13 protein-coding genes are annotated in these 19,440 nt (G+C 70.7%); 4 read left to right on the top strand and 9 right to left on the bottom strand.

Going from position 1 to position 19,440, the window contains the following annotated elements; all coding sequences use genetic code 11:
• Positions 1-32 precede the first annotated feature (32 nt).
• The 3 genes from ABT352_RS01795 to ABT352_RS01785 are packed head-to-tail and all read right to left on the bottom strand — an operon-like array spanning position 33 to position 5,473.
• Positions 33-2,150, bottom strand: a complete 2,118-nt coding sequence (locus tag ABT352_RS01795; RefSeq protein WP_350941721.1) for a hypothetical protein — start codon at positions 2,148-2,150, stop codon at positions 33-35.
• Complete coding sequence (locus tag ABT352_RS01790) at positions 2,147-4,285, bottom strand: hypothetical protein (protein ID WP_350941720.1); 2,139 nt, start codon at positions 4,283-4,285, stop codon at positions 2,147-2,149. The genes ABT352_RS01795 and ABT352_RS01790 overlap by 4 nt, the downstream gene beginning before the upstream one ends.
• Positions 4,286-4,315: 30 nt before the next feature.
• Complete coding sequence (locus tag ABT352_RS01785) at positions 4,316-5,473, bottom strand: DUF8094 domain-containing protein (RefSeq protein WP_350941719.1); 1,158 nt, start codon at positions 5,471-5,473, stop codon at positions 4,316-4,318.
• A gap of 801 nt (positions 5,474-6,274) precedes the next feature.
• Between ABT352_RS01785 and ABT352_RS01780 the strand changes: the two genes are divergently transcribed.
• Positions 6,275-6,490 carry a hypothetical protein gene (locus ABT352_RS01780; RefSeq protein WP_350941718.1) on the top strand — a complete coding sequence of 72 codons (216 nt, stop codon included), beginning with the start codon at positions 6,275-6,277 and terminating at the stop codon, positions 6,488-6,490.
• Between the two features lie 189 nt (positions 6,491-6,679).
• Positions 6,680-8,995, top strand: a complete 2,316-nt coding sequence (locus ABT352_RS01775) for a polysaccharide lyase 8 family protein (protein ID WP_350941716.1) — start codon at positions 6,680-6,682, stop codon at positions 8,993-8,995.
• 168 nt (positions 8,996-9,163) lie between these two features.
• Here the strand turns inward: ABT352_RS01775 and ABT352_RS01770 are convergent, their stop codons facing one another.
• The 4 genes from ABT352_RS01770 to ABT352_RS01755 are packed head-to-tail and all read right to left on the bottom strand — an operon-like array spanning position 9,164 to position 13,850.
• Positions 9,164-9,793 (bottom strand): hypothetical protein, encoded by a 630-nt coding sequence (locus ABT352_RS01770; RefSeq protein ID WP_350941714.1) that lies wholly within the window; start codon positions 9,791-9,793, stop codon positions 9,164-9,166.
• A complete protein-coding gene (locus ABT352_RS01765; RefSeq protein WP_350941712.1) occupies positions 9,780-11,537 on the bottom strand; it encodes a VWA domain-containing protein in 1,758 nt (585 codons plus the stop codon). The genes ABT352_RS01770 and ABT352_RS01765 overlap by 14 nt, the downstream gene beginning before the upstream one ends.
• Positions 11,534-12,700 carry a toxic anion resistance protein gene (locus ABT352_RS01760; RefSeq protein ID WP_350941710.1) on the bottom strand — a complete coding sequence of 389 codons (1,167 nt, stop codon included), beginning with the start codon at positions 12,698-12,700 and terminating at the stop codon, positions 11,534-11,536. The genes ABT352_RS01765 and ABT352_RS01760 overlap by 4 nt, the downstream gene beginning before the upstream one ends.
• 34 nt (positions 12,701-12,734) lie before the next feature.
• Positions 12,735-13,850, bottom strand: coding sequence for a hypothetical protein (locus tag ABT352_RS01755; protein WP_350941708.1), 1,116 nt, complete (start codon positions 13,848-13,850; stop codon positions 12,735-12,737).
• Between the two features lie 211 nt (positions 13,851-14,061).
• Between ABT352_RS01755 and ABT352_RS01750 the strand changes: the two genes are divergently transcribed.
• Together ABT352_RS01750 and ABT352_RS01745 are read left to right on the top strand one after the other, a co-directional pair.
• Entirely contained in the window at positions 14,062-14,922 is an 861-nt protein-coding gene (locus ABT352_RS01750; RefSeq protein ID WP_350941706.1) for a 3-methyladenine DNA glycosylase, read from the top strand.
• Between the two features lie 387 nt (positions 14,923-15,309).
• Positions 15,310-16,764 (top strand): glycoside hydrolase family 10 protein, encoded by a 1,455-nt coding sequence (locus ABT352_RS01745; RefSeq protein WP_350941704.1) that lies wholly within the window; start codon positions 15,310-15,312, stop codon positions 16,762-16,764.
• A 121-nt stretch (positions 16,765-16,885) separates the two neighbouring features.
• Here the strand turns inward: ABT352_RS01745 and ABT352_RS01740 are convergent, their stop codons facing one another.
• Positions 16,886-18,073, bottom strand: coding sequence for an endo-1,4-beta-xylanase (locus ABT352_RS01740; RefSeq protein WP_350941702.1), 1,188 nt, complete (start codon positions 18,071-18,073; stop codon positions 16,886-16,888).
• A gap of 190 nt (positions 18,074-18,263) precedes the next feature.
• Complete coding sequence (locus ABT352_RS01735) at positions 18,264-19,187, bottom strand: polysaccharide deacetylase family protein (protein ID WP_350941700.1); 924 nt, start codon at positions 19,185-19,187, stop codon at positions 18,264-18,266.
• Between the last annotated feature and the right edge of the window lie 253 nt (positions 19,188-19,440).

Genomic DNA, 19,440 nt, shown 5'->3' with positions numbered 1-19,440 from the left:
CTTGAAAAGTGATCGTGGGGGGATGGGGTCGGTCAGCAGGTCCGCCAGCGCACCGTCGTACTGATCGAGTCGTCGAGGGCGTGCACGGTCACCGGAGCGGTGGCCGACGCGGGGGCGCCACACCAGTTGCGGACCCGGTGCGCACGCAGGTTGATCACCTGGGTGACCCCCTCCCGCAGCGTGCCGCCGGAAGGGCTCACGGCCAGGCCGGGAGCCGAGATCCGCCATTTCAACGGCTCTCCGGAGGAGGTGATGACCATGCTTCCCAGGCCGAACTCGTCCAGCGTCACCACGGGCGGGACCCGCAGGCGGGAGGCGAGCCCGTCCTGCCGCGCCGGCGCGTCGGCGGCGGGAGGCGGAGATCGGGTGGCCTGGCTGGTGGACGCCTGCAGCGACCTCGCGGGCTCCTCGGGCCCGATCGCGGGGCCGAGGAAGTTCATTCCGGTCAGGGTGCCCGCCGCGCCCGCCACGACGATGATGACGATCTTGATCGTCGTGTTCCTGATCCGGGCACCCGCCCAGCTGAGCGCCTCCAGTACGCGGATCCCCATCTCGATCCGCTCCTCGTCGGGGCGGTCGTCGGGTTCGGTGTGGAAGCGCAGCGCGGGAACCTGGGTGTCGTCGAGTGTCCCGGTCTCGCGGGTTCTGGCCTCGCGGGTTTTGTTGTCGCGCGCTCGGGTTTCGCGTGTCCCGGTATCGCGCATCTCGACGGACGCCTGCCCGGCGATGACGACGGGTTCGGCCTTGGCGACCGGTTGGGGAGCCGGCGGCTCCTGCCGGGGGATGGTGCCGGTGAGCTCCTCGCTCTGGGCGAGGACCTCGCGAGCCCACGCCTGGGTGAGCAGGGCGTCGTAGAGGGGGGTGTCGTGTCCGGGTACGGGAGGCGCGGACGGCGGGCGGGCCGGCCGGGTCCTGCGGGGCGGCAGGGCGGGCAGCGGGGGCAGGCCCGAGGAGGCGGCGGGAGCGCGGGAACCCGCCGCGGGCCCCTCTCCCGACGCCGTGACCGGCGACACCGCGCCCGACGTCGTACTCGGCGACGTCGTGGCGGGTGGTGTCGCGGCGGGTGGCTTCGGCTTCGTGGGAGGTTTCGACGCCACCGGCGGGTAGGGGGGCGTGCCGACCCTGGGCGAGGGCGGTGCCGGGGTGGTGCCGCCCGCGGCCGGGGAGGCGGGCGGCGTGGAGGAACGTCGTCCGGGCGGGGAGGCGGGCGATGCGGAGGACCGTCGTCCGGGTGGGGCGGAGTGCCGGCTGCCGGGCGGGGCGGGAGTCCGGCCCCCGGGCTGGGGCGCGGGAAGGACCGGGGAGTGTCCACCCGCGGGAGGGGCGGACAGGACGGGAGACCCGCCACGGGCCGGTCGTGTGGGCGGGGCCGCCTTCGAGGCCGCCTCGCGGGCGGTCTCGGGAGGCAGTGAGTCCACGAGCCGCCGCCGCTCCTCGGCGGAGAGCGGCGCGACCGGGGGATAGGCGATCATCTGCGGCGCCGTGTAGCGGATGTTGATCGGCCGCGTGCACACGGAACACCTGATCATGTGGGAGAGCAGGCTCGCCTGGGCCTCCACCGGGTCCGCGGCGGAGTGCGCCGTCCGTCCGCCGGGCGGGCCGTCGGGAAAGACGTCGGGAAAGACGTTCTCCACCAGCGGGGCGAGCTCCGGGCAGGTACGCCGCCCGTGGGTGAGCGCGTCCAGCCCGCTCACCAGGGTCTCGATCAGATCCTGGGTACGGGTGGTGAGCCTGCTGACCTCGCTGACGGGCATCGCCAGCACGTGGGAGAGGTCCTCCATGCTGAGCGCGTGACGGTACGTCAACCTGAGCGCCTCGGTGCCCAGGGGGTCGACGATCGTCCACACCCGCTCGATCAGCGAGGCGTCGGGCATGCCGGGCCCCGAACCCGGCACGTACCGCTCCCGGTAGGCGGCAGAGGTGCGGCAGTCACGTCGCAGTACGGCCAGCAGCCGCCCCCGGGCCGTGACGCCCTCGGGAGCGGCCTCGGCCCGGCCGGCCGCCAGCGCGGAGACGACCGCCGCGTGCGCCCGGCCGGGTTCGAGATGGGAGGCGGCGTAGTCCATCAGGTGCGCGCCGTGCTCACGTACCCAGGCCGCCCCCTGGCCGGGGCCGGGCGCGGGACGCCCGGTTCCGGTAGGTGTGCTCATCGGCCCTCGTACTCGAACGGGTTCTGCTCGGTCTGGTCTCGGGGAGGCCGGCCCCGGTCGGACTGGGCGGGAGCGGTGTTCTCGCCCGGCCACTGTTCGGAGACGTCGCCTCCGGTGTCTCTGGGTGCCACCGCGTCATCGGGACCCGGCTGGGCGGGGTTCAGCCCGCCAGTGTCAGGCTGCCAGGGCTCCTCCTGGCCGGGGACGCCCTGTCGCCGGTCGCCCTGCCGCTGCTCACCTTGCCGCTGCTCGCCCTGTCGCCGGTCGGTCTGTCCCTGGTCAGGCTGCGGGAGGGTGCTCTCGCTGGGGATCGGGCTGGGAAGCGGGACGGGAGGAGGATCGGTCACCACGAGCTCCAGATTGCGCTGGGGCAGTCCGGTGAACTTGGTCCAGTTGCTGATCTGGCCGGGTGCGGGCTCCGCGTAGAGCCAGCGGATGAAGGCGGGCCACAGGCACGAGTCGCGGGGGATCGTGGCCTGGCCGCCCTGGGCCTGGTCCGGCCCCTGGGTCGCGCTGAGCGCCCGGAGTTCCTCGGCGGTGTAGTCACGGCACGGCGGGGTGCCCGGCGGGGCGATGTTGAGGTCCCACACGCCGTTCTCGTCCGTGTAGCGCATCCCCCTGTCCAGCCCGAGGGCCTCGTGGGCGCGCCGCATGAGCTCGGGGTTCTCGAAGATCGGCAGTGAGACACCGCCGTCCGGGCCACCGCCGGGAAGCTGCGGGGTGGCCGGCATGAGCACGGTCCCGTCGGGACCCTGCGACGCGTTCTCGGCGGGACCGAGGGAAGGCTGCGGCTGGGACGGCCCGGCCGAAGGGAGCTTCCGCGACGGGTCGGGCGCCTGGGAGCGAGTGCGGTCGCCGTCGCGCGGTGCCACCGAGGGCGTGCCGGCGTCACCGGTCGGCCTGGTCTCGGGAGACGCCGTGGACACGGGACCCTCACCCGAGGGCACGATCGGCCGGCCGGTGCCCGACCGGATCGCCGGCCTCAGGGTGCCCGTCGGCCGGGGGTTCCTCGCGTTGTCCCCGGGCTGCGGGTTCCTGGCGTCGCCGATGGGCCGAGGCTGCTGCTGCCCGTTTCCTCCGGTGGGCTGGGCCTGCGGGGGCTTGAGGCCACCGGTCGGCTGGGGCTGCTGCTGCCGGTTCCCCTCGCCGGGACGCTGCCCGTTCCTGTCCGGGGACTGCTGCCACTTCCCGTCGGGGGGCTGCTGTCCGTTCCTGCCGGTGGGCTGGGGCTGTGGCTGCCTGTTTCCGTTGTCGGCGGGGGGCTGCTGTCCGTTTCCGCCGGTGGGCCGGGGTTGCGGCTGCCTGTTTCCGTTGTCGGCGGGGGGCTGCTGCCCGTTCCCTCCGCTGGGCCGGGGCTGTGCCGACAGGGTGGGCGCCGAGGACCTCGTCGCGCCGGACTCGGGAGCCGGCTTGGGCGGCGAGACGACCTCGACCTGCTCCACGGGCCGCGGCTCGATGACGCTGCCGCTCTCGTTCTGGCTCTCCGAGATGTTGCCGCTGATCTTCTTCGTCGGGGTCGGAGCCGGTGGGGCGGGAGGGTTGACGGGCTGGTTGTTCACCTGGGCGGGAGGAGGCTGGGCGGGGGGTTGCGCCGGCCCGGGGTTGGGTGCGGGCTGGACCGGCGCCGGGTCGGGCTTGGCGGGCGGATCGGCCTTCTTGGGCGTCGTGGGTTTCGTCGACGTGGTCGCCTTGGGGGCGGCCGGCGGGGCCGGAGTGCTCTTGGGGTTTCCCGGCCGCTGGAGGGGGGCGGCCGCGGCGGCGGCCACGCCCAGGACGGGAAGGGCGACACAGCCTTCCGCGGTGCCGCCGACCGCGCGCCCGTCGGTGGTGGTGGTCAGGCAGACCCGCTGATCCCCGGCGGCGGAGGCCCGTTTGGCGCCCTTCGCGATCGTGCTGCCCGCGTCGGCGCCGGAGAGCGGGAGCGGTTGGTCACCGCCGGGTGCCGCGCCCGCCGACCAGGCTCCCGCCTGGTCGTCGAGGAGGTACGTTCCCGCGGCGAGTCGCATCACCTGCCCCTCGCCGGGGTCGGGGCGGATGGCGATGACGGTTCCCAGCCCGGCGCCGGCGCCGAAGACACCGATCGCGACACTCGCAGTGATCACCGTCGCGCGCGATGGCTTACGTGAGGGTGTCATTAGAATGTTCCTTTTCTTCCGGTAAAAACGTCAGTCGCCGTGGCTCTCCAGGACATCGCTCCACTCGCCCAGCACGCGAGCGGGTTCGTTCGAGCCGACGGGGGGGACATGGGTCACATACATGCGTCCGTATGTGGCGCTCACCGAGCGTGCGAAGGACTTGCCGCGGGTGCGGACGGCGGCCGAGCCCTTCAGCTTGACCTTCGCCCCTTCCCGCACCGCCTCGCGGAGCTCGGTGGATCGGGCTCCATACCAGACCAGGGCGCCCCCGTCACTGGTCCTGAGTGCGCGTACCGGTCCCTCAAGCCGGTACGACAGCGTGAGCTTCCAGTCGGCCTGCTCCAGCCGGACCCGCTCCTGATGCCAGAACAGCGAGGCCTCACTGGTCCACGGGCCTTCCTCGAACCGCGAGTCGATCTCCGCGTTCTCCAGACTCGCGAGGTGCGCGCGGGCGATCTGCCGAGGGGTCGCGCTCAGGCCGGTGGCGTTCTCCGGCAGGCTCGTCGCGTACCCCTCGCCGTCGGTGGCTATCTTGGGGAACCGCGCCGGGGTGTCGCGCGTGTCGGCCGCCGAGGCGACGAGCCGCCAGCCTCCGGGGGCCGAGCTCATCACGTCGACGATCCTCGCGACACCCGGCTCGTGCGAGACCGCCACGAACCAGTCGGCGGTGCCCTCCACGTGGCGCGGGATCCACACCTGGGGGTTGGGCCATATCCCCGTCGCGAGTGAGGTCCCCTGCATCTCGGCGGTCTTGAAACTCGCCCGTGTCATCTCCAGCGCGAGCCCGTGCTCCAGCTTCGCCATGGCCGCCTGGTCCTTCCTGGCCTGGGCCGCCGACAACCCCCGCTGGTAACGGCCGTGGATGCCGTACGCCTCCTTGGCGGTGAGCTCGGGTGAGCTGGACCCGGCGGGCGGGTCGGCGGGTGGCGGGGTGGTCCTGGTCTCGGTCCGTGGCCTCCGGGTGGGAGTGGCCTCGGGGCGAGGGGACTTCTCCTTGCCGCTTTTGGTGGGCGTGGGCTTCGGTGTCGGTTCGGGGGTGGAGCCGGAGGACTCCGGCGTCGGTGAAGGCGAGGAGTCGGCCTTCTCCCAGCCGGTGTCGGAAGGGTCGGGCGTGGGGTTCGCCGCGAGGGACGAACCGGAGGTCGATCTGGTCACGAGCCAGATCACGGCGAAGGCGATGATCGCCAAAACCGCCGTGAACAGAATAACCTTCCGCCAATCGAATGACAGGAGGCGTTCGGGATGCCAGTCGGATGCGTGTTCGGAATCGCGCCGAGAGGAAGCGCCGCCACGGCGAGAGGGCCCAGCCTGTCCATCTGGGAAATCTGATGCACGCCATGACATAGGTCCAAATATTAGACTGACCGTGATCTATTTGGAAGGTAAAGGGCTCAGTAATTGACACTTATGGTTATTGGGTTATAAATAACACCTAACTCGATATATGGACAGTCCGAAACGGCGAGTGCCCCCGCCTGCAGCCCTCCTGTGGTTGGATCGTGCCACTGGTTCTCTAGAGATGTGGGGACATCTGGAGGTTTCGGATGATCCCTCACGTTTCTTGGTGAACTGCCATTTCCCTGGGGAAGGCCGGTCGTTCACCTCCCGGTGGGCTTTCCGGCAGGGAGGCGGAGCTCTCGTCGCGTACGGGCGATCGCGCAAGCGTTTCCCACTCCGGATTGGTGCAAGCCGTCATAGCAACTTGATATGAATACGTTTCCTCTGTTTAGCTGTTCGGTTCCCGGCCGGTGTTCGGGTAATTGGAACCCTGCTTTTCCGAGACCGCTCGGAGGGCGGTGCCCCACCCCTCGGACGCCCGCTGGGCGAGGCGCGCGCGACGGCCGTACGCACGGCCGGGGGCGCCGGGGCGAGCGAGGGTTCGCCGCTGTCCGAGGTTGTGCGCGGGGCCTTCTCGACCGGGAGATGGACCTCCCAAGGCCAACCCCGGGGTATGGACCTCCCGAGAACGACCACGGCCCGGAGGCTGCCATGACCACCTACACCCTGTCGATCGTCGAAGGCGACACCGGCGACGACATCTTCTCGCCCGCCTCCCCGATCCACTTCAGTCAACTCGACGTGTACACCCTCATGTGGCTGACCGAGCACGGATACGAGGAGGGAGGAAGGCGGGTCGTGGTCACCCCGGTGGGCCACGAACCCGAGGGGGTCCGCGTGGTCGCCTCCCGCGACGTGGATCTCTGACCCCCGCCCGCCCGCGACGTGGCCCCACCCGAGTCGGATACCGCTCGGGGGATCACTCCGACCCTCGCCCGCCTGCGACGTGGTTCTCTCACCCCTGCCCGCCTGCGGCGGGTCGCCCACATCACGGCAAACGACGGCAATGTGGCGCGGTGTCCACGGCGAGGATGATTTCCGGCCGACAATCTAGGCGTGGACCGACATTCCCGGAGATCTTTCCTTCGGCTCGGCGGGGTCGTCGCGACCGGGGCGATGATCCCGGCGTACGCCGCGCACACCGGCACCGGGAGGCACGAGGAGACCGCGTCCCCGAAGAGCGCGTCGCACCCGCCGGCCGATCCCCTCACCGCGCTGCGTCACCGCTGGCGGGACGTGACGGCAGGGTCGGGGTTCGACGCGACGGCCGAGCCGTACCGGACCCGGCTGGCGAGGCTGGGGACGAGGGCGGCCGGATACCGGGACGCCATGGCACCGGCCGACGCGTCGCTCTGGCCCGGCCTGCCGTTCCCCTCGCTCGGCGCCACCACCGCCCGGCTGCGGGCCATGGCCCGCGCGTACGCCCTGCCGGGGACCGGCCTGACCGGCGACGCGAACCTGGCCGCGGCCGTCGCGACCGGCGTCGACCACTACCGGCGGCGGGTGTACGCGGCGGGCGCCGACCAGGTCGGCAACTGGTGGCACTGGCAGATCGGTGCCCCCAGGAACCTCCTCGACGCGGCCCTGCTGATCGGCCCGCACCTGACCGGCCCGCGGGCCGCGGCGCTGCGGGAGGCGGTGGACCACTTCGTCCCCGAGTGCCGCCTGGACGACTACGAGGGGACCAGCACCGGGGCCAACCGGGTGGACCTGTGCCTGGTGACGCTGCTGCGGGCCGTCCTCGGCTCCGACCCGGCGAAGGTCGCGCTCGCCGTCTCCGCGCTCTCCCCGGTCTTCCCCTACGTCTCCGAGGGCGACGGGTTCTACCGGGACGGCTCCTTCGTCCAGCACACGACCGTCCCCTACCAGGGCACGTACGGAGCGTCGTTGCTGTCCGGCCTCGCGACGCTGTTCGCGGTGTTGCGCGGCTCGCCGTGGGAGGTCGTCGACCGGGAAAGGCAGGTCGTCTTCGACAGCGTCGAGAGGACGTTCGCGCCGGTCGTCCACGACGGCTCCTGCATGGACCTGGTCAGCGGCCGGGCGGTCGGCAGGCGGCCGTACGGCGACCACGACAGGGGGCGGGCGATCGCCTCCGCGATCCTGCTGCTGGGAGAGACGGCCTCCGCCGCCGAGCGGTCCCGCTGGCAGGGCATGGTGAAGGGGTGGGCGCTGCGGAACACCCACCGGCCCATGCTCGACGCGGCCGAGGAGGACGACCTGGGGTTCCACGCCCGCCTCGCCGCGATCCTGGACGACGACGCCGTTCCCGCGGCCGAGGAACCCGCCGGACACCGGCTGCTCGCGATGAGCGCCCGCGCCGTCCACCGCGGGCCCGGCTGGTGCGCGGGCCTCAGCATGGCCTCCCACCGCGTCGGCCACTACGAGCACGGCAACGGCGAGAACCTCCGCGGCTGGCACACCGGCTCGGGGATGCTCTACTGGTGGGCCGACGGCCACGGCGACCAGTACTCCGACTCCTTCTGGACCACCGTCGACCCCTACCGCCTGCCGGGCACGACCGTCTCCACCCGGCGGCTGGCCGACGGCGCCGGCGAGGCGTGGGGCGACACCTGCCCGCCGGGCCGCTGGGTGGGCGGCGCCACCGACGGTGCGTACGCGACGGTCGGCCAGCACCTGAACGGCTTCGAGAGCACCCTGGAGGCCTTCAAGTCGTGGTTCTTCCTCGACGACGCGGTGGTCTGCCTCGGCGCCGCGATCACCGCCGGCGACGGCGTGCCGGTCGAGACCGTCGTGGACAACCGCAGGACCGGCGCGCCTCTCGTCGTGGACGACGGGAAGGGGTGGGCGCACCTGGAGGGGCACGGCGGTTACGTGCTGCCCTGCGGCACCCGCCTGCGCACGCTGCGCGAGGAGCGCACCGGCGGCCGGGAGCGGGCGACCCGGAGTTACGTGACGCTCTGGCTCGACCACGGCGTCGATCCCGTCTCGGCGGGTTACGTCTACCTCCTCCTGCCGGGCGCGAGCCTGGCGGAGACACAGGCCCGCGCCGCCGACCCCGGCTGGGCGCGGGTGCTCGCCAACAGCGCCCGCTGCCAGGGGGTCCGGGTCCCGTCGCTCGGGATCACCGCCGTCAACTTCTGGAACGACGGGGCCGCCGGGGACCTCGCCGTCTCCGCCCCGTGCGCGGTGCTGGTCAGGGAGACCGGCGACGGTACGGCGACGCTGACCGTGTCGGACCCCCGGCGCGACCTGGAGGAGCTCACCGTGACCTGGAACCGGCCGGTGACCGGGGTGTCGCGCGGGCATCCCCTGCTGGCGGGCGCGACGACCGGCGCGCGGCTCACGCTCACCTTCGGGCGCCTGGCGGGCCGGGGCGGCGGCTCGAACACGGTCGTCGTACGTCTCGGTTGACGGGGGCCGGATCCGACGAACCCCCTCCCTCCGCCGGAGGTGCCGGGTGGCCGGGTCGGAGATCCAGGCGGGAGGTGCAGGCGGGCCGGGTCGGATACCCAGGCCCGAGCCGCCGGAGGTACAGGGTAGCCGGGTCAGAGATTCGGGCCGGAGGTGCAGGGGGCCGGGTCAGAGGTCCAGGCCGGAGCCGCCGAACCGGTCCCGCAGGAACCTGCCCTGGTCGCGCAGCGCCTGCTCGTCACCCCGGTAGACCGACTCGGCCACCTCGCGCAGCCGGGTGTCCAGCAGGTCGAGCTGGGCGAGCAGTTCCTCGTGCGCGCTGCGCTCCCGCTCGCCGCGCCGGGTGAGCGCGTAGGAGCGGGGCAGGTTCGCGTACGTCTCCAGGCTGGACGGCAGGTAGTCCCTGATCGTCTGCGACACGATGTGCAGGTGGTCGGGCGAGGAGGTGAGCGTGTCCGCCCGCCGGAGGATGTCGCGCAGCACCTCGGCGAGCGCGCCGACCCGCCTCACCACGTCGTCGGGGAACCGGTTCCCGTCGACCTTGGCCGACAGGGCGGCGAGGTCGGTTTCCAACTGCCGGGACTCCACCTCCGCGTGCGAGATGGTGAGCCTCACCCGGTCGGCCGGGGCCAGCAGCGCTCCGACGCCGTACAGCCCGGCGACCACGACGGGCCAGAACGTCCCGGCGACGCCGAGGAAGACCAGGACCACTCCGACCAGGGCGAGGACGCATCCGGTGATGTTCCTGATCGACCCGGCGTAGGCGAGGATCCGCCTCAGCGGGCTACTGGTAGCCACGGATCTCCTTGAAGGCCGCGGCCAGCGACCCCTGCCGGGCGTCGAAGGTCGCTCCGCCGGTGAGTTCGGCGATCCGTTTCATCTCGTCGACGTCGCTGTCGCCGAAGAGCACGACGAACGTCCGGAACTTCACGGGCAGTGCGGCGTAGTAGTCGGCGAAGTCGTCGTAGGAGGCGCCGTCGGTGTTCTCGCCGTCCGTCATCAGCACGATCGAGGTGAAGTCCTCCGACGGCGACGACCGGATCTGCTCGTAGGCGGCCCGCAGGCTGTCGAAGATCGCGGTCCCGCCCTCGGCCCGCAGTCCCTCGCCGTACGAGCGGATCTGCCGGAGCACCGGTTCTGGGTCGCGGTCGGGCAGCGTGAAGGTCCGCGGGCTGCCTGGGGCCGTGTTGAACGGGATCATCGTCACCGTCTCGCGGTCGCGGAAGCGCGAGAACGATCCGCCGGCGGAGGTGTCGGTGCCCGACAGCGCGGTCAGCGCCTGCTTGAGCGCGTCGATCCGCCCTCCTGCCATCGAGCCGGAGGTGTCCAGCACGAACAGGGTCCGCGAGGGCCTGCGCACCTGGTTGAGGTAGGCGCCGATCAGTCTGTCGGCGGCGTCGCGCCGGTTGGGGAAGGGCAGCTCCACCGGCGACGCGGTCCCGAAGCGCGCTTCCGGTCTCACCTCGGGGACGATGGGCCTGCGGTGGGTGGTGGTCATGATCTCCCGCTGGATCTCCGGCGTGCGCAGCCAGGCGGCGAGCTTCCCGTACAGCTCCTTCTTCTCCGGGGGTGCGGAGCTCAGGAGCGTGAGCGGGTAGTCGGCCGTCACCACCCCGTCGCCCGGGTAGACCAGCGTGAGCGGCTCGGCGAGTTTTCCCGAGGCGTTGAGGCCGAGCAGCACGGACTCGTAGTTCACCAGCCCGTCCACCCCGCCCTCCCTGGCGTACGCGTCCGCGAGCCAGCCGGAGGAGCCGGAGGTGAGCGTCTGCGCCGAGAAGAACTCCTTCAGCCTGGGGGTCACCGCGTCGATCTGGGCCTCCTCCAGGGCCTCGCCCGCGTCGGAGAGCGCCGCCGTCACGCCGACCAGCGCCGAGAATCCGGAGTTGGACGCCGCGGGGCTGGTCATGCCGAAGGTGAACCTCCCCGCGCGTGCGGCCGAGGCGATGTCGTTCCAGGTCACGGTCTTGCCGTCCCAGCCGAGTTCGCGGGCCTTGGACGCCTTCAGCCCGAGCAGCACGGGCGAGACCATGATCTTGGTCTGGGTCGAGAGCCGCGCGGACGCCCCTTCGATCAGCGACAGGTAGCGGTTGGAGGAGAACCAGGTCGCGTCGTACCGCCCGTCCGCGCCGCCGCCCGCCACCTGGTCGGCCCCGTCGAGCGTTCCGGCGTACGACAGGGCGACCCGCACGCCGACGGCCTCCCCGGCCCGCCTGAGCAGCGGTTCCAGGTCGCCGACCTCGCTTCCCGCGAGGACGCGCAGCACGTCCGGGCCGTCCGCAGAGGTGCCGGGGGCTTCTGTGGTGCCGGCCCCGCCGCACGCGACCGACGCCGTCAGCAGGGCGAGCACGGCGAGCGCCCACCCGAGCCGGCGGGCACCCGCCCGCGCGCCGGGTGCTCGCATGACACGGCGGGAGTCGCGCGGCGCCGGCGAGGTGGGGCGGGAGTCGCGCGGGGTGCCGGGTGCGGGTCCGTCCAGGTGGGGGGTACGTGGGGTGCCGGGTGCGTGTCCCGCCGTGCGGGGGCCGGGCGCCGAGCCCTTCATCGCGGAAGCTCCTGCTCGTCGCCGCGCCGGGAGCGCTCCAGGTACGTGCGCGCGTGGTCGAGTTCGACGGTCAGGCTGTCCACGGTGATCGCCATGTTCTCCACGGCCTTGGCCTTGAACGTGTCGATCGTGTCCATGGTGGCGTAGACGTTGTCGAACGCCCTGCGCAGCGCGTCCATGTCGACCGTGGTCGACGCCGCCTGGGTCTGGATGTCGGCCGCCTGGGTGCGCAGCATCTCGCTCGTCGCCACGATCAGGTCGGAGGTGGTGGCGTTCAGCGCGGTGATCTGGTCGAGCACGAGTTTCTGGTTGGCGAGGGCCTGGGCCACGGTCACCGCCGTGCGCAGCGCCGCGATCGTCGTCGTGGTCGCCCGGTCCACGCCTTTGATCAGTTCGAGGTTGTTCCTGCGGATCAGGTCGAGGGCGAGATACCCCTGGGCGGACACCGCGAGCTGCGTCAGCAGGTCCTGGTGCTTCTGCCGGATGCCGAACAACGCGTCCGAGCGCAGGGCGGTGGCCTTCTCCGGCTCGGCCGCCTCGACATACATGATCTTCTCTTCCACCGCGGCGTCGAGGGCGGCGGCGAGCAGGGCGTACTCCTGCAGGCGCTTCATCGACTCCCACAGGTTGGTCTTCTCGCCCTCGATGGCCGCGTTGTCCTTGCGCAGCTCGTCCTGTCCGGACGTGAGGGCGCGGATGATGTCGTCGAGGTGTTTCTGCGCCGACCGGTACTTCGCGAAGTAGTCGCGCAGCCTGTCGCCGAACGGGATCAGTCCCAGCAGCTTCCTGGCCGGGGCGGACGTCTGCTTGGGGTCGAGGTCGACGATCGTCCGGCGCAGCGCGACCAGCTGTCCCGCCACCGCCGCCTGCGCGTCCCGGCCCTCGCCCTTGACGGAGGCCAGCGCGGCCACCGGCCGTTTCAGCATGCGGTTCGCCACCTGGGAGGAGGCCCGGATCTCCGAGTCGCCCATCGAGGTGATGTCGTGCACCTTCCGGGTGAACTCCGGTGACCTGGGGTCCAGGCCGCTCAGCTCCTCGGCGAAACCGCGGGCCTTCTCCGCGAGTTCCGCCTCCCGCCCCTCCGGGACCGGCAGCATGGTGGCGGCCTTCTCCGTGGGCACCTTGGCCACGGGTTCTGGCGGGCTGAGCACGAGATCGCTCACGGTGGTCTCTCCTCGAAGCGCTGGGAAGGTGAGGTCAGGGGGTGGACGAGGGGACCGCTCCGGACCGGTAGCGCGTCTCGATCGCGGAGATCATGCCCTCCAGCCGCTCGTGGTCGGGGGGTTCCACCACGTCGACCAGGCCGGGAGGCAGCGGCGCGTTCACCTTCGCCACGAGGTCGTCGAACGCCTTGGCGGCGGCGGTGCGGAAGCCGTACCGGGCCGCGAGGCGTCCGAGTTCGGGGTCCTCCTGCAGGAGCCTGCCGACCTCGGTGCCCTGCGCGCTCAACGGCACGAGGGTGTGCTTGCTCAGGACCGTGGGCGAAGGGTAGAGCAGCCGCATGTCAGGACGGATCGAGCCGTCCCCGGCGAACAGCCGCGAGGCGTACTGCGCCTCGTAGATCATGACCATGGGCGTCTTCCCCATCCCCAGGGACAGGTAGTCCTCGAACGGCGCCTCGGTGGAGGTCTCGGAGTATCCCTGGTCGAGGAAGAGGGGGGCGACGGTCCCGGCGACCCTGGCGCCCTGCTCCTCGGAGGTGACCACGTCGTCGCCGTTGGCCACGTAACCGGCGATCGAGAGATACATCGCCGCGGAGTTGGAGGTGCGGATGTCGGTGGTGGTGAGCAGCACGCGTTTGCGTGCCGGATAAGCAGTATTGCCCGGTAGTTTGTCCCAGCGAGTGCCTTTAGCCACCATATCCAGATATTTCTGGATATCGAGCACCTGGTAACCCTGCCCCGAGTCCCGTACGACGCCCGCCTTGCTCAGGACGTCCACGATCGGGGTGAAGGTGGCGACCGCCATGGGGGAGGAGAACGGCGCGAACGTGCGCGCGACGCCCCGGTCACGCCTGATCTTCTCGGCCGCCGGAGCGCTGGACGGGAACGCGAAGCCGTATTTCCCCAGGTCCACCGAGGTCGCGATCTGGCGCGACCCGGCGGTGTCGACCTCCACCCGGAGGCCGTGCCCGGCGAAGACCGCCCGCACCTCCGGATCGTCGAAGAACGGCTTCTTCTCCGACCCGATCACCCCTTGGACCAGGGTGAGCTCCCGCGTCTCCGCGCCGCCGCCACGGTTGCCCGCCACGATCGCCGCCACCACGGCGGCACCGAGGAGCAGCGCCAGCCCGACACCGATCCAACGCTTCATGTGATTCCTCGAAGGCTTGCCCCGTATCGCCATTAATAGCGGCTGTAATCGAATTATGTGATTAATGACGACAGTGCGAAGCGCGGTATCCAGAGTTGTATTGACAATTCATCTTCCGTTCACCGATGCGCCGTTCGGCGGGCGCTCACCGTCGCCCGCACCCGGAAGGGGGGACGGACGGGCACCATCCGCCCGCGCGTACCATTCAGCGGTGGAGGTTCTGGAAGCGGAGGAGTGGCGGGCTCGGGCGGAGGCCCACCGCCGGCGGATCGAGGTGTGGGCGGAGCCGCACCTGGCGCGCCGGGCGCGGGGCGAGGCCCATCCCATCGAGGACTTCCTGTTCACCTACTACGGGCACCGGCCGGCACGGTTGCGCAGGTGGCATCCGGGCGCCGGGGTGCTGCTGAAGGGGGCGCGCGATGTGGGCCGCGGCTACCTCGACACCCCCGAGGGAGCGACGCTCGACACCGCGACGCTGATGAGCAGGCGTGGCCCATCCGTCGAGTGGATCATGCGGCTACTGGCCGCCACCGCGTCACGGCCGGGATACTTCGGCTGCTTCGGTCTGCACGAGTGGGCGATGGTCTACAAGGCCACGGAGGTGCGGCACGACTCCTGGCCGCTGCGGCTCAGCGGGGAGGAGATCGCACAGGTCGTGGAGGAGCGGGGTGTGCGGTGCGGCCACTTCGACGCGTTCCGCTTCTTCACCCCCGAGGCGCGTCCGCTCAACGCGCTGTGGCCGACGAGGGAGCGGCAGCCGGAGCTGGAACAGCCGGGCTGTCTGCACGCCAACATGGACCTTTACAAGCATTCCTACAAGCTCTCGCCCCTGGTCCCCTCGGAACTCGTGGCCGACTGCTTCGAACTGGCCAGAGAGATCAGGACCCTGGACATGCGCGCCTCCCCGTACGACCTCACCGCGCTCGGCCATCGGGCGATCCGGATCGAGACGTCCGAGGGGCGGGCCGAGTACGCCGCCGAGCAGCGGGGATTCGCCGAGCGGGCGAGGCCGCTGCGGAGACGTCTGCTCGACGCGTGCGAACGGCTGCTCGCCGCCGGCCGCCCTTCCTGATTCGCGGGGGCGGGAACGAGGATCTACCGCCCTCGCGATCTTCGAGCGCGAGGGCGTCGCACTGAAACTTACATTCACCGTGTCTCGCCTCGCTGCGATGGGACCGCAAGGTTTCAGGAGGCAGGGACAGAGGTTGTGAGCATGGCCAGGGCGTATACGCCGAGCGAGGATCCGAAACTTTCTGTGCAGTCTTGACGTATTTCGGTGAGGTTTCCACACTGAGTCCCCAAGGCGTCCTCCTACGGCCAGGTCGGTGGCGCGCGCAGCAGGGCCGTCGCCTGCGACGCCCTGTGGTGTGCCTTTCCGGCCTTTCCGGCAACGGGCGTGACGTCGAACTCACGGGGATGTCCCCCGTGTTTCCCGTGATGCATTTATGGAGGCTCAGGCATGGGCACAAATGCCATCCCCCCACCCGGAACCCGGCGCCCCCTCGGTGGTCTCCGCCGGACCCTGGTCGCCGGTGCCCTCGGCACCCTCGTGCTCGGCACGATCGCGGCGGTGACGGTTCCGGGTTCGGCCGGTGCCACTTCCGCCGGTTCCGCGAGCGCCGCGGCGACCACGCTCGGCGCGGCGGCCCAGCAGAGCGGGCGATACTTCGGCACCGCGATCAGCGCCGGCAGGCTCGGTGACTCGCAGTACACCACGATCGCGAACCGTGAGTTCGACATGATCACGGCCGAGAACGAGATGAAGATCGACGCCACCGAGCCGAACCAGAACCAGTTCAGCTTCGGCAACGCCGACCGCATCTACAACTGGGCGGTGCAGAACGGCAAGCGGGTGCGCGGGCACACGCTGGCCTGGCACGCCCAGCAGCCGCGCTGGATGGAGAACATGTCCGGCAGCGCGCTGCGCCAGGCGATGATCAACCACATCAACGGTGTGATGAACTACTACAAGGGCAAGATCTACGCCTGGGACGTGGTGAACGAGGCCTTCTCCGACAGCGGCGGCGGACGACGCGACTCCAACCTGCAGCGCACCGGCAACGACTGGATCGAGGTCGCCTTCCGCACCGCGCGCGCCGCCGACCCGGCCGCCAAGCTCTGCTACAACGACTACAACATCGACAACTGGACCTGGGCCAAGACCCAGGGCGTCTACAACATGGTCCGCGACTTCAAGCAGCGCGGCGTGCCGATCGACTGCGTCGGCCTGCAGTCGCACTTCAACAGCGGCAGCCCGTACAACAGCAACTACCGCACCACCATCCAGAGCTTCGCGGCGCTGGGTGTGGACGTGCAGATCACCGAGCTGGACATCCAGGGCGCCTCCCCGCAGACCTACGCCGCGGTGGTCAACGACTGCCTGGCCGTGCCCCGCTGCAACGGCATCACCGTGTGGGGCGTCCGCGACCAGGACTCCTGGCGCTCGGGCGACACCCCGCTGCTGTTCAGCGGCGGCAACAAGAAGCCGGCCTACAACGCCGTCCTGGACGCGCTCAACGCCGCGACCCCGAACCCCACCCCGTCGCCCACTCCCACCGTGACCCCGACCCCGACGCCCACCCCGACCCCGACGCCGACGCCGACTCCCACCCCGGGTACGGGGGCGTGTACGGCGACGGTCGAGACGACCAACAGCTGGCCGGGAGGGTTCCAGACGACGGTGACCGTTCGCGCGGGTAGCTCGCCGGTCAACGGATGGACCGTGCAGTGGGCCTGGCCGGGCGGGCAGAGCATCAGCAGCCTGTGGAACGGCCAGCACACCGTGTCCGGTTCCAACGTGACCGTCCGCAACGCCCCCTACAACGGTTCCATCGCGGCGGGTCAGTCGACCACCTTCGGCTTCACCGGCAACGGCACCGCGGCCACCCCCACGGCCACCTGCACCAGCCCCTGATCCGATTTCGGGCCGGGCCGCGCTATTCGCGGCCCGGCCCGTTCGTCTCGTCACCGAGTCCTCCACGGGAGGCTCGGCCGGGAAACGGCGGGGTGTCCGAGCACGGACACCCCGCCTTCGCTCATCGCCGGGGCTTCTGCGGGATCCTCGGCAGGACGTTGGGCGGTCCGGTGAACGCCAGGTCGGCCTTGACGACGTTGTAGGCGAGCTTGGGCCGGTAGGACTCGTCGTACAGGGTGGCCAGGCCCTCCGGGGGGTCGGAGAACCAGCCGGGCACCCAGGAGTGCCTGTCGGTGAATCCCCAGACGGTGTAGGCCAGACAGTGCCGGTTGGCGAGGCATGCCTGCAGGAGCACGCTGAAGTTGGCCGCCGACGCCTGGAGGCGGGGGTTGACCTCGTTGGAGTCGCCCGCACGCACGCCGTCGGTCATCTGGCTGCGCACGTCCACCTCGGTGAACGCCGTGGCGAGCCCGAGGTCGGAGAAGGCGTCGAGCACCTCCAGCGCCTGGAAGGCGTTGAAGTTGCCGTACTGGGTGCCGAGATGCCCCTGGCTGCCCACGCCGTCGATGGGGACGCCGCTCGCGCGCAGTTGCCTGACCATGTTGTAGACGTACCAGGTCTTGTCCGAGGCGCCACGATCGCCGAACGCCTCGATGTTGTAGTCGTTGTAGAACAGCAGCGCGCCCGGGTCGGCCGCGCGGGCCCAGCGGAAGGCGTCGGCGATGTAGCCGGGGCCGAGGTGCTGCGCCCAGAAGCCCTTCAGGTGGATCGACGACGGGCTGTCCCACGGGTCGCTGGCCGCCTCGTTGACGACGTCCCACTGCCAGATCTTGCCCTTGTAGCGCTTGACGACGGTGGTGATGTGGTCGCGCAGGATGTCGCGGAGCTGGGTCTTGCTGATCGTCCCGTCCTCGACGCCCTTGGTGAGCCAGGTCGGCAGCTGGTTCTGCCAGACCAGCACGTGCCCGCGGACCTGCTGCTTGTTCTTGCGGGCGAATTCGATCAGCTCGTCGGCCGGCCCCCAGTTGTACACGCCCCGGGTCGGTTCCAGCGACTCCCACTTCATCGCGTTCTCGGCGGTGACGGTGGAGAACTGCGAGGCGGTGAGCGCACGGTACTGCGGATCGCTCGCGTCGCGCAGCACGTCCATGTCGACGGCGGTGCCGATGGCGAGGTTGTGGCGGGCGGCGAGTGCGCGCAGGCTCTGCTCGGCGACCTTGGGGGGCCGCTCCTTCGCCTGCACGGGGACGGTGTTCAGCGCACCGGCCAGCATGAGCGTGGTGGTACCGACAATCAGTAAACGCTTCATCGAACTCCCTCGGAATCGGCCCCCGAAAAATTTTCGACACGACAAAGAAAAGTGATGACGTCGGTCCCCGCACCGCGGATCCGCGGTGCGGGGACCGACACGGCCGGATGACGGCTCCGTGAGCTCACCGGCACCCGTCGTCCGTCGGCCTCGTCCGGGGTCACCGGCGAGGCCGAGGTCGTGGGGAAGGTCAGCCCACCCGGCAGGAGACCGTCGGCCAGGTCCAGTCGCCGCCGTGCATCACGGTGAAGCCGAAGGTGTTGCCGCTGCCGTTGGGACGCATCGTCATGACCTTGCCGCTGCCGTCCCAGGTCGGGCTGCCGTTCCAGGTGGAGCTGATCCGCTGGGCGTTCCGCAGGGTCACGGTGACGATCCAGTTGTTGCTTCCCGAGACGTTGACCGACAGGTTGAACCGGTCGCTCCACTGCTGGCCGGCGGTGATGCCGGCCGTGCAGCTGCCGGTCGGCGGGTTGGTCGGCGGGTTGGTCGGGGTGGTGCCGCCGTCAGGCGCCACGGCCCTGCCGGTGGAGGGGGAGATCATGCCGGCGCACAGGTTGCGGCTTCTGAGGTTCGCGGCGATCTGCGGGATCGCGTTGAGCGTCGTCGCGTACTGGTCGTGCATCAGGATGATCTGGCCGTTCTGCAGTCGTCCGGCGGCCTGCACGATCTGGGCCGTACTGGCGCCGTTCCAGTCCTGGGAGTCGACGTCCCAGATGATCTCGGTGAGGCCGAGCTGCTGCGCGACCGATCGCAGGGTGGCGTTGGTCTCCCCGTACGGAGGCCGGAAGAGCTTGGGGGCGGTCCCCGTGGCCTGCTGGATCGCCTGCTGGGTCCGCTGGAGCTCCGACTGGATCTGGGAGCTGCTCATGTTGACGAGGTGGGGGTGGGTGTAGCTGTGGTTGCCGATCCACATGCCGGCGTCCTGCTGGGCGCGGACCAGGGCCTGGTTGTTCTGGGCGTTCTGCCCGGTGTTGAACATGGTGGCCCGCAGGCCGTTCTGCTTCAGGGCGTTCAGCAGGTTGGCGGTGTTGCCGGGGTTGGGACCGTCGTCGTAGGTGAGTCCGACATATCCGGCACTGCAGTCGGCGGCCTGCGCCGCGGGTGATGAGGTCACGGCGAACACCGTTCCGAGAACCACGAGGAGACTCATGACGAGTGAATTCCGGACGCGCGAGCGGCGTCTCCGGCCTCCACTGCCGATGGTCGCGTTTTCGATCATTCTGTTCCTCCACTGGAACATCGATCGGTGAGAACGGACACCGTACGGCTGCGGCGTAACACGTACGGAACGCACGGAACCGCGGTTCCGTCGTCACTCGCCCCGGGTGAGGCGAGCAGGGCCTGTTTGGTGAGTCATTCTGTGGATT

The sequence above is a fragment of the Streptosporangium sp. NPDC000563 genome (assembly GCF_040299985.1).
Taxonomy (GTDB): domain Bacteria; phylum Actinomycetota; class Actinomycetes; order Streptosporangiales; family Streptosporangiaceae; genus Streptosporangium.
This window is presented reverse-complemented; position numbering and strand designations above follow the sequence as displayed.